We start from the raw sequence: 14250 nt of genomic DNA on the forward strand, positions 1-14250 counted from the left end.
TCAAAAATCCGAATCGCGTGGCTATCCCAAACGCGCCCGTGCCATAAGGGCGGCGTCTGATTTGAGAAATGTCTCCAACTCATTGAGGTGGCGTCGCCCAAATCGGAAGAGGCGCAAGATATGTGAAGGCCTGTCGGGTTCATCGATAGCCAGATATTGGCCGACCATTAGGCTTGGCTCCTGTGCCAGAATTTGGCGAGTCTGCCAATTCAGGGGAAGCTCGCAGAGGGGTGTCTCAGATGTCACGTAGACATCGGGCGGTATGCGCTCGAGAGCTTCCACCGCCGCAGCGTGGAGCTGGGAGGCGCGACTCGGGGAAATCCCGAGTTCTCGGCCGATTTCTCTGAAGGTTACGCCAGACTTTCGTCGGGTCAGAACGAACGCGCGCCGGGCCTCCACATCTGTCATGCAAACCTCCAGAAGGCAGCTAACCTATCTGAAATGTTGGAAAATTCCTAGCCGGGCCGGTGGAAGCTCTGACCGCATCAGGCTACCTCATCTAGGTTTTGCGCGTCAGCATGTTGCCCGGTCTCCGCGACATTTTTTGATCTTCCCTGAAGATAGTCGGCCCAATCGGCCATCACCGACTTCCGCTTTTCAAAGGCATCCTTTCTGCGGTACGCCCGGGTGACCGAGCTTCCCACCTGATGCGCTAATGCATGCTCAATGACGGTTTCCGCATGATCGGTCTCATCGCCCATGTAATCGCGAAAGCTACTGCGCATGCCATGAACAGTGAACTGCCCGAGATTCATCCGTCGCATAAGCAATGGCATCGCCATTTGCGACAATGGGCTATCGGGCCTCTGACCGGGAAAAATATAGTCGTTGGGCTTGCATGGCTTGCCGGTTGCAACCGCCTTGAGCACCGCGACTGCTGCATGCGACAAAGGTACCCGGTGCTCGATCCGCATCTTCATCCGTTCAGCCGGAATGGTCCAAATGCGGCGATCCAGGTCCACCTCGCGCCAGCGGGCGAGCAAGGTTTCACTGGTCCGCGTCGCGCAAAGGACTGTCATTTCGAGGGCGCGGGCTGTCGGGGCTTCCCTCTTTTGCAGGGCTTCGAAGAACTCCGGCATGTCCTCATACGGGATCGCTGCATGGTGCCCGGTAACGAGGCGCTTCCGCTTTGGCAGGAGAAATTGGAGGTTGCCCTTCCATCTTGCCGGGTTTTCCCAAGGGCTTTGAATGTGCCCCTCCGCCTTGGCAGCGTCGAGAACGTTTTCTATTCGCCCTCTGACCCGACCGGCAGTTTCAGCGAACGTCGTCCAACTGGGTTTTAGCGCTTCCGCGACATCCTGTGGGGAGATCTTATCAACCGGGATGTCGCGAATCCCCTTTGCGTGCTTCTCCAGCGAGTTGGTCCACTGCCAGATATGCTTCGCGTTGGACCAACCGCCCTCATGGGCGGCAATATATTTCTTGGCGTACTCAAGAAACGTTGGGGGGCCAGCCACTGGCTGCGCCTCCTGCTTCGCTTTTTCGCGCTCGACTTTTTCCTCCTCCTTTTCCGCCTGACGCAACTCGATGGGATCATGTCCCTCTTTCAGTAAATTTCTGGCCGCTGCCGCCATCTCTCTGGCGTCGTCGAGCGTATAGGCAGTGTAGGAGCCCAGACCCATTTCACGTCGAACCTTGTCGCGGTTCCAAATGAACTTCCAGCTTTTGGAGCCGTTGGTCTTAATCCGGAGCCAGAGGCCACCTCCATCACCATACCAACCTGGCGTGCTGAGCGTTTCCAGCCGTCGCGCTTTTAGTTTGTGTATCGACCTGCTCATTCTTAATCTGCCTCACACCTAGCCAGGGCCTAATTTGGGCCAAATATTTGAGCCCCATCCGGGACCTAAATTGGGGCCAAATTTCAGCGCGTATGTGTGCGAACAGATTTGAACGGATTTGAACGTTTCTGAACAAATGGCCTTGATTTTATATAGCAGAATCAAGGGTTTTGGCAAGTTTTCCCCTGCCATTTCAATGGGTTAAAATGTCCAATGGGGGCGACCTCGGCTCCACCATTTCTCTTTGAAATCACTCGATTTTTCTGGGATTTGGGTATTCCGCCTTAAAATTGGGAACGATCCTGTCCGGCGAACGGCATCGGCCACTTTCTTGCTGCCGTTTCCCTCGGATCGAGAAGCCCAGACGGCATTTAACCCGCAAGATGACGTTTGATCGCGGCGCCGCTAGTTTGACGAGACCACCTAGCGCAATTCCCGGTCGGGATGGTTTGTTCAGCGCGGCGGCGTCCTCGGCAATGCGCTATGGACGACTCGCGCCGGAAATGTCAGCCGCACGCGGGACTGCTCCGAAAGATAGGGGGCGACCACCATGGTTATCGAGTTAGGATCCCGCTCGATACGTGCAAGCCGGTCAAGAGCAGTGCGAACCTATCTGGGCTGACCCGAAGTTTTCGCCTCGCATGAGATTCAAGGCAGGCTCTAAATCATAGCACGATGTCTCGCGGCATGGCCAAGCGATTCATGCAACTATCATCACGACTCTATGGTGTTTCCACCGCCATGCCCAGGCTGCCATCAGGCAATATGATCGAACGTTGGTTATCGCAGACATATTCAGAGATCTTGTACGAAAGGGGCTCCTTTTTGTACATGAACTTGAAATTATAATATTCTGAGAGATATTGGGGATCCTCAATCGACACTTCATCTATCAGAAATTTTTCGGCGTCCATGAATATCCTTTCCCTGACTATCATGTTCTTGGAATGGGGAATGTCCATGAACTTTACGTCTTCGCGGATTCCCGCCGTGGTGACCTCGAGAACATCGCCGTTCCATCGCGCCACCGAGTAGCCGAGATAACCCGGATCTATGCTGTCGATCGGCGGCAGATCTTCATCGAGATAAATGCGCCGGGTTTGCGCCATGAATTCGGAGAGCACCGTGATCTGCCTGAGATCAGGATTTTGCAGAATTTGCAGTGCGTAGTGCGCCCACATGATCATGGGGGTTCCGTCGGGCCGGCAAAGGGCGCTATCGTCGGGCAGCGGATGGCCCGCGGCTTCCGCGGCGGCCAGCTTTTCCTGTAGCTGGTGCCATTGCGTCTTATATGGCTCTCTGAGCGGCGGTTCGCCCGGATCCCATTCCGGAGGGTTCGGTTGACCTGAAAAGGTTCCGGGCAATGGAGGATAGTGATTCCATACCCCGCTGATGTTTGGAATGCCCGCAATGGCAGGCATTGTCAGGGCACAGGCGACGAGCACGATCGCAGATCGCAGGATGCCAAGGCGAGGGGAAGAGCATTTCATCGGATTGCTCCCTTCATGGACGAATTTGGGGGAAGCGTCGACGCGCCGGCGCTCGATCCATAGGTGGCGCGTTCACCATGCGCTCATCGATTTGCCGCCCGGCAGCGTGACGGTCTTCAACATCCCGCCAGGCTTGCCGTTGCGTAGAGGATAGAAGGCGACGTCAATCCTGGTTCCGGGCGTCAGCGTGTTGTGCTTCCAGCCCTGATGCCCCATGAGATTGGGGCTGCTGCATTCGAGCGTATAGGTGGTGGAACCGGCAGTCCCGATGACGAAGACATGCGGATTGGTCCATTCGAAACGTGTCACGACCAAGCTCTTAAGTCTGGTCTCCGTCCTTTGGTCAAACATGGCGAAAGAATGATGGCCCAGGGCAGGGAGTGGGATGATGGCCGCTGCCAGAGACGCAGGCGCCATCCATTTTACAAGCGATTTCATATCCGTTCCTTGGTCGAGAGCAGGGACGGCGGCACCATCCCGTGACCCAGTGGAAATCAAAAATTCAGCTGATACTGCACGCCGATCTGGCGTGGGCGGCTGACCACGCCACGAGGCAGGCGCTGATCATTTTCATCCCGCCGATCGAATGACGAAGATGGCTGGTCCCCATAATTCAATCGCTTATCCAACAGATTCTTGACGTAGATCAGAATCTGCGAATGGCCGATATTCAGACCAAGATTGCCATTGACCATGTCGATCGGTTGCCGCGAGAGAAAGCCGCCCTCGCCATCGGGAACCTTGGTCGAGCTGGTGTAGCTATAGTCTGCGGCGACGAACAGGCTGACATCGTCATTGACCGGCGCTTCATAATATCCGGAAATGGTGCCGGTCCAGTTCGGGACCAGGCCCAGGCGGCTATTCGGCGCCTGCGGCAGAACGCCCGGGTCCTTGAGGATTGCGTCGGTGTGACCGAGGCCAAGCTGGATTGACAGAGGCACCTCGGCAAAGGGCTTGCCGGAAATTTCGATCTCCGCGCCGTTTATCCGAGCTTTGCCGGCGTTCGTGGTAAACGATATTCCGCAGATCGGGAGCAGGGTGGCCTGTTGTATGTCAGACCAGTCCATTCGAAATGCGGCGGCTGACGCGCTCAGCCTGCCGCCAGCCAAGCGGCTTTTGGCACCGACTTCATAGCTCCACAGTGTGTCGGACTTATACTGTCCAATATCGTCTACCGTGAGTCCCAGCCTGGCAAGATCATCCCCGCAGAAATCGGGCAGACGCGCCTGTCGGCCCCCAGAACGAAATCCCTTGGACACCGAGGCATAAATGTTGCCGCGGTCGCCGATCTCGTAGGAAAGCACGGCCTTCGGCACCAGGCCCGTCTCCGTGTTGTGCACCGCAGGATTTTCCGACATGCCCGTTTCACCATAGATAAATCCGGTGTCGGTGCTGGCGGCGGTGTTCTGGGTTACCCAATATTTTCGTAGCCCCAGCGTCATGGTGAGCCTGGGCGCCAACTCGTAATAGACTTCGCCAAAGAAGGCGGTGTCGATCTTGCGTGTATCTGCGCTGGCTGAGCTCAAATAGGGAGGAATCAAGCCCGCGTCTTCCATTTCCTGAACGAAAATGCCCGGCGCAATCGAATAGGAGCGTTGATTCTGGTGGAAGAGGCCGACGATGCCGGAAAGATCCGGCAATATCGTGCCCTGGTCGAACGAAAGCCGCACTTCCTGCGTCAGGCGCCGCTCTTTGGAAAGGCTGGTGACATGGAAGGCCGGTCGTCCCAGATCGATGCCTTCATCCTGTTCGAAATATTGGTTCGTACCTTCCGTATTGTCTTCCAGTTCCCGGATCTTGCGCTTGAAATAGCTGCTCGACGATATCACCGAGAAGCCGTCACCTGCATAATTCAACACCAGCGACGCGATACCCCAGCGATCCTTTGAATATTCCTGCACATCGCGGTCGCGTTCCACCGTGTAGGACAGCGGTCTGTAAGCGGGAAGCGGTACGTAGCTGGCGGGAAAGCCGTGCAGCTTGCTGGTCTGCCCGATGCCGTTGATTGTCGCTTCCAAGTCCTCCGTCAGCTTTACGCGCAACGTAACGGAACCCGTATAGGTGTCGTTACGTCCCTGACCTTTTTTTGAAACGAGTTCGCCGGAGGCCGCGTCCGGAAACCGCCGCGTGATGAAGCCCGATTCCCGTGTATAGCCTAGCGCCACGTCCAGGGCGATCCGGTCCGGAACGAGGGCGGCGTTCACCATGGCGCTACCGTCGAAATCGAATCCGCCATTGCGGGTAGCGCCGCCCTGCACCTGCACAGCGCCGCTTGTTTCGTTAAGCGAGGCCCTTTTCGTGATGAATCGAAGCGTGCCACCCATGGAGCTGGCGCCGAACAGCGTTCCCTGTGGCCCCTTCAAGACTTCGATGCGTTCCAGATTCAACGTTTGGGGACTTACAGATGCCGGGACGGGCGTATCGTTGATGTAATAAGCAGTGGTGTCATTGCCGACCACGCCCCTGATCGTGGTTTGACGATCGCCGCTCCAGAGCAGGTTGCCGCCTTGCCCATATTGGAAGCTTAAATTGGGCACTTTGGTCGCATAGTCGGTGAACGTCTGAATATTCTGCTTTTCGAGGAAGTCGGAAGAATAAGCGGTGATGGAGGCAGGGACGTTGGTCAGCGCTTCGTCCCTGCGGCGGGCCGAGACGATGATTTCCGGGACGCTCACTGCCTCCTGATATTCGCCCTTCCTTGCACTGTTCTCCTGTGCATGCGCAGACTCAACGGGCAATGCCAGCGCCGAGCCGGCAAGAAGAAGGACTCCAAAAGGTAGCGACCCTGCGGCCCTGCCTGTGACGATGCCATATCCTGATGGCATCGTCCGAACTTTGGAATATTTCATGGTCCCTCTTTCCCCGTTTGCATGATGCTATTCGCGCCCGCTCGTTGCAGTGCGCAGCGTTTCCTATCGGCAACACATTCTGCAATTTGTGTAGTTTGTTATCGGAAAGTAAACAAAACAGACCAGTGTAACACTGTTCCGAAACGTTCAGATCCTGGCTGTAACGTTACCGGAAACCCGCGTCGGACTGCCGTTGGCTTGAAGGTTGCCCGCAGATTTCCGGTGGAGGGCAAGGAGGGTTGGCGTGATTGGAGGTTGTTACCCTGCGCAGTGCCCGTTTAACGGTTTCGCGACCCCTTTGTACTTCCGCCGGTGCAATGTTCCGTTACGTTGCGAGGCTCACCGGCTGTTTGGGCGGCTGGGTAAATTGAACCAAACCCGATCGGCCGATAGCCCCGGAAGGCAATCGATCAAGCGGCGATCGAACCATGCAGAGCAATTTGGCGCGGCCGCTCGTCGATCAAGGAGATATCCGTGAATGTCTAAAATCAGAATCCGTGCCGGTGTTCTTGGCGCCAGCCTTCTTGCACTCGGTCAACCTTTGGCGGCGCATCATTCCTTTTCGATGTTTGATCAGACCAGGACTTCCGAACTCAAGGGGGTGTCCGTCGCGCAATTTCAATGGGCAAACCCGCATGTATTCGTGGTCATTAAAAAGGATGAGACCACTTACACGCTGGAATGCGGCAGTCCGTCCAACATGTCAAAGACGGGCTGGAAGTTCAATTCGCTGAAACCGGGGGACAGGATCAACGTCAGCTTCTACCCGCTGCGCAATGGCAAGCCCGGCGGCGCACTGAAGGTCGCCACCCTGCCCAATGGGAGCAAACTGGATGCGTGGTGAACACCAGATGCCTCCCAAGGGGCAAGCCAAGCGAGGAAGAACGGAACAGCTGATGCGTTTAGGCCATCCAGGTGGGCTGACTTTCGCATTGACCGCCACGCTGACATGGGTATGCGGCGGCGTCGCACTTGCTGCGCCCATGCCCGCCAGGCCGGCGGCAGTCGCGAGCGTGAAGGCAGAGCCGGACATCTCAGGTGTCTGGGAACGGTATCCCGGCCCGTTTCTGGACGATGACGAAACAAAGCTGACGCCGCCGCCTGGCAAGGGCCCAGAGTTGAAAGAGCCCTATGCAAGCGAGTGGAGAGCCATTCGCAACAAGCGTCAAGCCGGGCTGACAGCGGGCACACCTCTGGTCGACGCCAGCACGCGTTGCCTTCCCGAGGGCACGCCTGGCATCATGGAGGGGATTTATCCTATCCAGATCCTGCAAAATCCGGGGCAGATCACCGTGCTGGCGGAGCTTTTCATGCAGACGCGCCGCATCTATCTCGATGCGCCTTTCCCCGCCCCCGACGATCTAGCACCGTCCTATTTCGGTTTCTCGTCTGGCCACTGGGAAGGGGACATGCTGGTCGTCGAAACGCGCGGCGTGCAGAAGGACCTCCAGTTCTACGATATTCCTCACAGCGATGCGATGACGATTACCGAGCGATATCGCCTGATCGCACCCGATATGCTGCGGCTGGATGTCTCCGTCGAGGATCCGGAATATCTCAAGACACCATATAGTTTCAGCTGGGAGTATAAGCGCAACCGCGCCTATCGAATTCCTGAATATGTGTGCGATCACCGGCTCGACGTGATCAACTCGGACGGCACCGTATCCATGGGTCTCAAATGAGCAGCCGAGGGCATGGCGTTTGATTTCGGTCGAAATCCGGGTAGCCTACCGAGGAACAGGCGAGCGCCAGACGAAATGGTGAATGACGATCGAAGATAGCTCAGTTTCCGAGGTAATGGCCCGCGCTTTGGCGGAAGAAGGTCGCCGGGTGCGGAGCTTTATCGCCTCGAACCGATCGGATACCTTGCTTCGGCTTTTCGATTTTCTGTTGCAGCAGTCCATCGGAGGGCGCCGGCCCAGAGAAGCGGAAATTGCCGAAGAGGTGTTTCAGGAGGGTTCGAGTGAACCGGGGCATCAGGGTTCCAGGGTCCGGGTCGGCGTCTATCGACTGCGCAAGAAACTGGACCTCTTCTATGTCGACAAACCCGGTGCACGCCTGACCATTCGGCAGGGTGAATATGGTCTTGTCCTCGAAACGCCCAGCATTGGGGGCGAGGAAGCCACACCGGTTGCCGAGTCATCGGGAGTGCCCCGCCAAGGTCTCGGTCTGATAGCGGCAGCCCTATCGCTATTATTGCTCATAAATGCCCTGCTGGCCCTGCTGTATTTCAGCCATGTCCTGGGCTCGGGTGATTCCCTTGGCCGTTCAGAACTTTGGCGCTCTTTTAGTGGAGAGAAAAATCCTCCATTAATCGTCATGGGCGACTATTTCATGTTTGTGAGAAAGCAGAAATCGGATAACTCCGATGAGGTTGTGCAGGATCTTTCGATAGAATCATCCGATACATTTTATGCGTATATCGCAAAAAATGTGGAGATGCGGAACATCTTTAATAATGAAGATCTCTATTCGGTAAGTTCAGATGTTTTGAGCCCGGTTAGCCATATTTCATCTTTTCTTGCAAATGTGTCGTCGCGGCCGGTTACAACATCCGAACTCAATCCCGATATGCTGAGGTCGTCCGGAATCATCTATCTCGGGGCGCTTGATGCAATTTCTCCTTTGCTGAGCAATCCGTTGTTTCAGGCTTCGAAGTTCCGTTGTGGTACGACCTGTTATGAGCTGATCGACACATTGTCCGGGCGGCGATTCCTGTCCGACAGTCCCTATTTGCTGGACGACAGGATTGTCCCCCGGCGAGATTATGGTTATGTCGCCAGCTATCCTGGCCCTTCCGGTAACCAGATACTGATCCTGTCAGGAACGGGAGATGCCGGTGCCGCGCAGATGGCCAATGTCGTCATGGACGCAAAAATGGTGGAGGAGTTGCGCCAGCGCCTTGGCGGAAACTTGCGGTCCTTCGAAGCTCTCTACCAAGTCCGCACGATGTTCAATCGAAGCTATGGCAGCAGGTTGCTGATTGCGAGGCCAATCGATTCACAACGGATGTGGGACAAAACGAAGCGTGATGAATAATCGGGCGCGCCCTCGAGCGTTGTCACTATGAGCGGAAACGCTCTGGTCTTTTGATACCGCATTTTCCGAGCCGTCGACCGTAACGGTCAACTTGAACATGCTCTAGGAAGAGGGCGCTTTGCGTGTGCCGGCATCCAAGGCCCGTGCGATCACGATGCTGGTGTCGAATATCAGTCCACCTGCCGTGCGAATCTGATAGAGCGCTTCAAACGCTTTCGCGCCGCCAGTCTTGCGTGACAGCAGATCGAGTTGTCGTTTGTCTGATACAAGCTTGACCATTTGAGACAGCGCCGTATCATCAATACCTGAAATCACAAGTATCTGGTTGCCGGAGGGCCCAGGATAGCTGGCGATATAGCCATAATCATAGCCATAGGGGTCGCTGGACGGCATATTTTCATCGAAGGATTTCTCGATAGCTGGGCGCACCCTGAAAATTCTGCCGGAGGGCAGGTCCGTTACCTCGTCAGGATCAGGACCAGGCGCAAAGCGGGACTGGCCGAGCACAGCAGATCTCAGCATGCCCAGCTCTGAGAAGTGCTCAATGTAGATGATATCGTCTGAATCGATGGTTTCTTGGGAAATCTGAGAGACTGGAACAATATCGGGCATGCCTCCGTCGGCTCGCACTGATGCGATCAGCGGCAGAAGCGCCGCAGCGCCTGTCGCAACTTTCGCCGGGACACGGCGGATATCACGGTCCCGCAACTTGCTGTATTGATCGGGATGCATTGTCAGATAATTGTCAAGGTCGCGCCCGGAGCGGATTGTCGGGCGCATGGAAAGGCGTTCGATTTTGCCATCCTGTCCGCTCTCGACGACCATATAGAAATCACCCGCCGCGATTAGCGGCAATCGCTTGTGTGTCGCGACGGGTTTCCAGAAAGAGGTTTGGCTGAGGGGCAGGTTGACTGGACTTCCACGGCCACTGGCCAGGAACAATGTCGTCCACAGCGCCAGGGTAGCCAAAGAACAGATTGCGATTGCCGCCCATAACCACTTTTGCCTGGAGTGAGGTCTCCGCAGGTCGGGAAACGTGGCGGCGTCATCCAGGCTTTCGGGCCCATCGGCCAACAGCAGACGATATTCCCCCTTGGGGATTTGCAGCAATGGGCCGCTCTTTCCGGCATTGCAACTTTCGAGCCGCTGGCGAAGGCGGTGGACATGGACCCGCACGGTCGAGTCCTGGGAGGTGTCGAACTCGGCGCTTTTGCCGAACACCGCCATCGCGACTTCGATCTCCTTGGGTGGGCGCGGATCGCCAGACCTTTCGAGCAGATAGTCAAACAAGTGGACGAGAGTTGCGGAACGGCTCTCCCCTATCAGGGTCGCTCGAAATTGCGCGGCCCGTTCGGCTAGGAGCCGTTTCAATTCCACGTCAGCCGGGCCGAAGGGGATGGAGCTTTTCAAATGCTTGTCCGCTACCCTCGATCGCGCCGCGTTTCATAATTGCGCAGCCATCAGCGCCGAATTCCACGCCGGGGGATGCGGAGACACGCCTGAAAAGAGCACTCTTCTCCTCACCTTGGGAGAGGGAGAGTTCATGGGATCGTGTAACACTGCAGGTGCAAAGACTATCGACATCAAAATCAGCTATATGGCCCGTGCCAGGGGTATGCCGCTTTTCCGTTTCCTCTTGGCTTTGGCAGTGGTCATGATCTCCTGCGAGAAAAAATCGACAAAAGCTTTGACTTTTGCGAGCTGATAACTGCCCTTGGGGAAGATGAGGTAGAGCGGCAGCCGTTCGGAAACAATGTCGGAAAGAATGACCTCCAGAGCGCCGGAACTGATGTCATCCTCGATAAGGAACCGCGGAAGATAGGAAATACCCATTCCCGCCAAGGTTGCTTCCCGCGTCATCCTGACGCTGTTGGATGCGAGCGAGCCGCGGCTGACGGAAACGATCTCGTCGGACGATAACCGCCACTCGCCAAGCTTGGACAAGTGAGTTTCCAGGATGCACGGATGCTCCTTGAGATCTGCGGCGGAAGCCGGCCTGCCGTTTGCGTCCAGATAATCGGCCGAAGCTACCAGGGCCATTTCATAATCGCGCAGCTTTACCGAATCCAGATCTGGATCATAGGTGTCCCCCACCCAGAAGGCGACGTCGAACTTGCCCTTGAGCAGATCGGCCCTCGTGTCCGACAGGTTCATGATCAGCCGGACGTCCGGATATTCCTGCAAGAATCGCGGAATGATTTGGGTGACGTTGAAAAGGGAAGCGACAACGGGCGCATTCACCTTCAGATCGCCACGAGGCTTTGACAGCATTCCGGAGATGACCTGATTGGCCTCGCTCACCTCGTCGACGATCCGCGCGCAGCGGGCGTACATCTCCTTGCCTGACGGCGTCAGCGTCACGGTACGAGTAGTGCGATCGAGCAACTTCAATCCGATCGTCGCCTCGAGCCGCGAGATCTGCCGGCTGACCGCGGCCTTGGAATAGCCCAATGTCTTGGCAGCGGCAGAAAAGCTGCCGGAGCTCACTACCGCCGCAAACGACATCATTGCGATCGCGTTGCCGATATCCAGCTTGTCGTCCATCTTAAAACCTTCTGTCCTCTTGCAATGCTGAATATTTCATTGAGTTGCGCCGGGTGTCCTCGTGAGCGAATAGCGCTCAATGCGTGCGGTTCGCCGATTCCTTGCAGACTCTCTCGGCGACATTGCGATCGTGGCATCCGAGAGATTGTTTCAGTTGTTACTCAGAGTCACGCCGTGCAATCTCCTCTCTTGCAAACCGGGCCGCCGGGCTGGTGCCTCTCGTTTTTTGAGAGTTTACTGTAGGTAACAGTTCCCTCAGCAGCAAGCATCTGTTGCGGATAACGGGCAAAAATCGCCTTCAGATCGCGGGTGGGTGCGACGATTTCCTCCGAACTTGTGCAAGAGGGAAACGCGATCGACACCGTTACAAACCGTAAACAACGAGACGCGTGCGGTTGCTGCAGCAAAGTAGGAAAGGCTTCGACCACGCGCTGACAGGTGATCATTGAAACATTCGCAACTTCCCATTTTCGCCTCCGCTGCATTGGCGGTGGCTGCCCTGCCTGCTTTTGCCCATGAAGAGGATACCCAAGCGGCTCTCTCGCCCTTGAGGGATGAAGGGGCCCCGAGCGAGCAGGACAAGTCCGGGGATCGAGACGGAAGCGCGATCGTGGTCTTCGGTCGCGGCGAGAACAAGATCGGCTCCGCTGGAGCGGCGAGTGAAGGCAGCGTCTCTGGCTCCGACCTTCTCATCCGTCCGCTGGTCAGGGTTGCCGAACTGCTCGAATCGGTTCCAGGCATGATCGCGGCCCAGCATTCCGGAAGCGGCAAGGCCAATCAATATTTCCTGCGTGGCTTCAACCTCGACCATGGGTCGGATTTCACGACCTATATCGATGGCGTTCAGATGAACCTGCGTTCGCACGGTCATGGGCAGGGCTATCTCGATCTTAACGGGCTGATTCCCGAAATCGTCGACCGCGAAGATTATCGAAAAGGTCCCTATCGAGCCGACGGAGGTGATTTTGCCCTTGCGGGCGCGGCCTATCTGACGACGATCGATCGCTATGCCGCGCCATGGGTATCGATAGAGGGGGGGTCTTATGGCTGGCGGCGTCTTGCCGGAGGCGGCTCGATCGATGTTGGCGGGAACAGCTTAACGCTCGTTGGCCAGTACAAGATGTATGATGGGCCATGGCAGGAAGCGGAGAAGCTCCGACATCTTTCGGGCTTCGGCAAATATCTCGTCACTACGGGCTTTGGCAGGCTGGATTTTACGCTGCACGCCTATCACGCCACTTGGCGGCCGACGGAACAGATTCCGGAACGGATCGTCGGATCGGCGTCATGCGCGGATGTCTTTTGTTCTCCGGACCCCTCGGCGAGGGGACGAACGACGCGGTTGGTGGCTGCTGTCCGCGCAAGCGGCAACGGGTGGTCGGCCAATCTCCATGGGCAATTCTATGATTGGGAGATGACCTCCAATCCCACCTATGCCAACGCAGATGGCAGCAGCGCCCAGATTGATCAGTTCGACAAGCGTTTCATTGTCGGTCTGGATGCGCGCAAGGATTTGACACTGCTGCCCTGGCTCGACCTGACGGTGGGAACGGAGAATCGTTTCGACGACATTGGTACTGTTGGTGTGCACCACACTGATCAGCGGCGCTTCGTCAAATCCCTCGGCGTCTACCGCGTGAAGGAGGGATCGCTCGCGCTGTTCGGTGAAGCGACACTCCGGCCGTTGCCCGGCCTTCGCGTGATCGCCGGGCTACGTGGCGATCATTATGGTTACTCGGTACGTGCGAAGGATGCCGAAGCCCTGGCTCTGGGAGAAGGAAGCGGGCACGCAACCCTTGTTTCTCCGAAAATCGCGCTTGCCTATTCCCCCGCGCCAATCCTCGAATTCTACGTCAATCTGGGGCGCGGTTTTCATTCGAATGACGTCCGCGGCGCGGTCAATAGCGCGTCGCCTGTCCCGGTGCTGGTGCGAGGCACCGGCAAGGAGATCGGTGCTCGGCTCCAGCATGGGCCGTTCAGCCTGACGGCAACCTATTTCTGGCTCGATGTCGGCAGCGAGTTGCGGTTTGTCGGCGATTCCAATGCGGTGGAGCCAACAGGCGCCAGTCGGCGTCGCGGCTACGAACTGGTGGCCTTTTGGCGGCCGACCCCATGGCTCGCTATCGACGGCAATTACACGGCAAGCCATTCGCGCTACGACAATGGCGACCATATTCCCAACGCTTTCGAAAACGCCGCGTCGGCGGGCGTGTCAGCGGTATTCAAGGGGTGGGTTGCAAGCGCGCGTCTTCGCCATCTCGGCCCCTATGCGCTGATCGAGGACAACAGCGTTCGCGATAAAGGGAGCACGGTGGTTAACGCCAGGGTGGCATGGAAACCCCGCAATCTCGAAATTTACGGCGAACTTCTCAACGTTCTGAACAGTCGAGACAAAGACATCGCCTATTATTACGAGTCCTATATTCCTGGCTACGATGCCGGGCCTGTCGAAGGACGGCTGAGCCGTGTCGTAGAGCCGCGAACGTTACGTCTGGGCGTAAAATACAGTTTCTGAAAATTTTACAGGAGGATGTCTTCCTGTTCTTC

Annotated in this window: 11 protein-coding genes; 4 read left to right on the plus strand and 7 right to left on the minus strand. The window is 56.6% G+C overall.

Going from position 1 to position 14250, the window contains the following annotated elements; all coding sequences use genetic code 11:
* Positions 1-21: 21 nt before the first annotated feature.
* From ACN9MX_RS18925 to ACN9MX_RS18945, 5 genes are all read right to left on the minus strand, one after another.
* Complete coding sequence (locus tag ACN9MX_RS18925; protein ID WP_426387677.1) at positions 22-408, minus strand: sigma factor-like helix-turn-helix DNA-binding protein; 387 nt, start codon at positions 406-408, stop codon at positions 22-24.
* A gap of 77 nt (positions 409-485) precedes the next feature.
* Positions 486-1778 carry a tyrosine-type recombinase/integrase gene (locus ACN9MX_RS18930; RefSeq protein ID WP_426387678.1) on the minus strand — a complete coding sequence of 431 codons (1293 nt, stop codon included), beginning with the start codon at positions 1776-1778 and terminating at the stop codon, positions 486-488.
* Positions 1779-2500: 722 nt separating this feature from the next.
* Complete coding sequence (locus tag ACN9MX_RS18935; RefSeq protein WP_363830179.1) at positions 2501-3268, minus strand: hypothetical protein; 768 nt, start codon at positions 3266-3268, stop codon at positions 2501-2503.
* Between the two features lie 72 nt (positions 3269-3340).
* Positions 3341-3706 carry a DUF6152 family protein gene (locus ACN9MX_RS18940; protein ID WP_363830182.1) on the minus strand — a complete coding sequence of 122 codons (366 nt, stop codon included), beginning with the start codon at positions 3704-3706 and terminating at the stop codon, positions 3341-3343.
* Positions 3707-3762: 56 nt separating this feature from the next.
* Positions 3763-6117: a TonB-dependent receptor gene (locus ACN9MX_RS18945; RefSeq protein WP_363830185.1), complete on the minus strand. Its 2355-nt coding sequence runs from the start codon at positions 6115-6117 to the stop codon at positions 3763-3765.
* Between the two features lie 478 nt (positions 6118-6595).
* Here ACN9MX_RS18945 and ACN9MX_RS18950 point away from each other — a divergent pair, with 478 nt between their 5' ends.
* From ACN9MX_RS18950 to ACN9MX_RS18960, 3 genes are all read left to right on the plus strand, one after another.
* The gene (locus ACN9MX_RS18950) at positions 6596-6961 is read left to right on the plus strand and encodes a DUF6152 family protein (protein ID WP_363737119.1); all 366 of its coding nucleotides are present in this window, start codon (positions 6596-6598) and stop codon (positions 6959-6961) included.
* Positions 6951-7802 (plus strand): hypothetical protein, encoded by an 852-nt coding sequence (locus ACN9MX_RS18955; protein ID WP_363737118.1) that lies wholly within the window; start codon positions 6951-6953, stop codon positions 7800-7802. The genes ACN9MX_RS18950 and ACN9MX_RS18955 overlap by 11 nt, the downstream gene beginning before the upstream one ends.
* 82 nt (positions 7803-7884) lie before the next feature.
* Positions 7885-9159, plus strand: a complete 1275-nt coding sequence (locus ACN9MX_RS18960; protein ID WP_363737117.1) for a hypothetical protein — start codon at positions 7885-7887, stop codon at positions 9157-9159.
* Between the two features lie 102 nt (positions 9160-9261).
* Here ACN9MX_RS18960 and ACN9MX_RS18965 read toward each other — a convergent pair whose 3' ends face one another.
* Both ACN9MX_RS18965 and ACN9MX_RS18970 read right to left on the minus strand, forming a co-directional pair.
* Positions 9262-10569 carry a hypothetical protein gene (locus ACN9MX_RS18965; RefSeq protein ID WP_363830188.1) on the minus strand — a complete coding sequence of 436 codons (1308 nt, stop codon included), beginning with the start codon at positions 10567-10569 and terminating at the stop codon, positions 9262-9264.
* Between the two features lie 183 nt (positions 10570-10752).
* On the minus strand, positions 10753-11703 hold the full coding sequence (locus tag ACN9MX_RS18970; RefSeq protein WP_363830190.1) for a LysR family transcriptional regulator: 951 nt from the start codon (positions 11701-11703) through the stop codon (positions 10753-10755).
* 445 nt (positions 11704-12148) lie between these two features.
* On the opposite strand from ACN9MX_RS18970, the gene ACN9MX_RS18975 reads away from it, so the two are divergent.
* A complete protein-coding gene (locus ACN9MX_RS18975) occupies positions 12149-14218 on the plus strand; it encodes a TonB-dependent receptor (protein ID WP_414714652.1) in 2070 nt (689 codons plus the stop codon).
* Positions 14219-14250: the final 32 nt, after the last annotated feature.

It is taken from the genome of Sphingobium sp. R-21 (genome assembly GCF_049913335.1).
Taxonomy (GTDB): Bacteria; Pseudomonadota; Alphaproteobacteria; order Sphingomonadales; family Sphingomonadaceae; genus Sphingobium.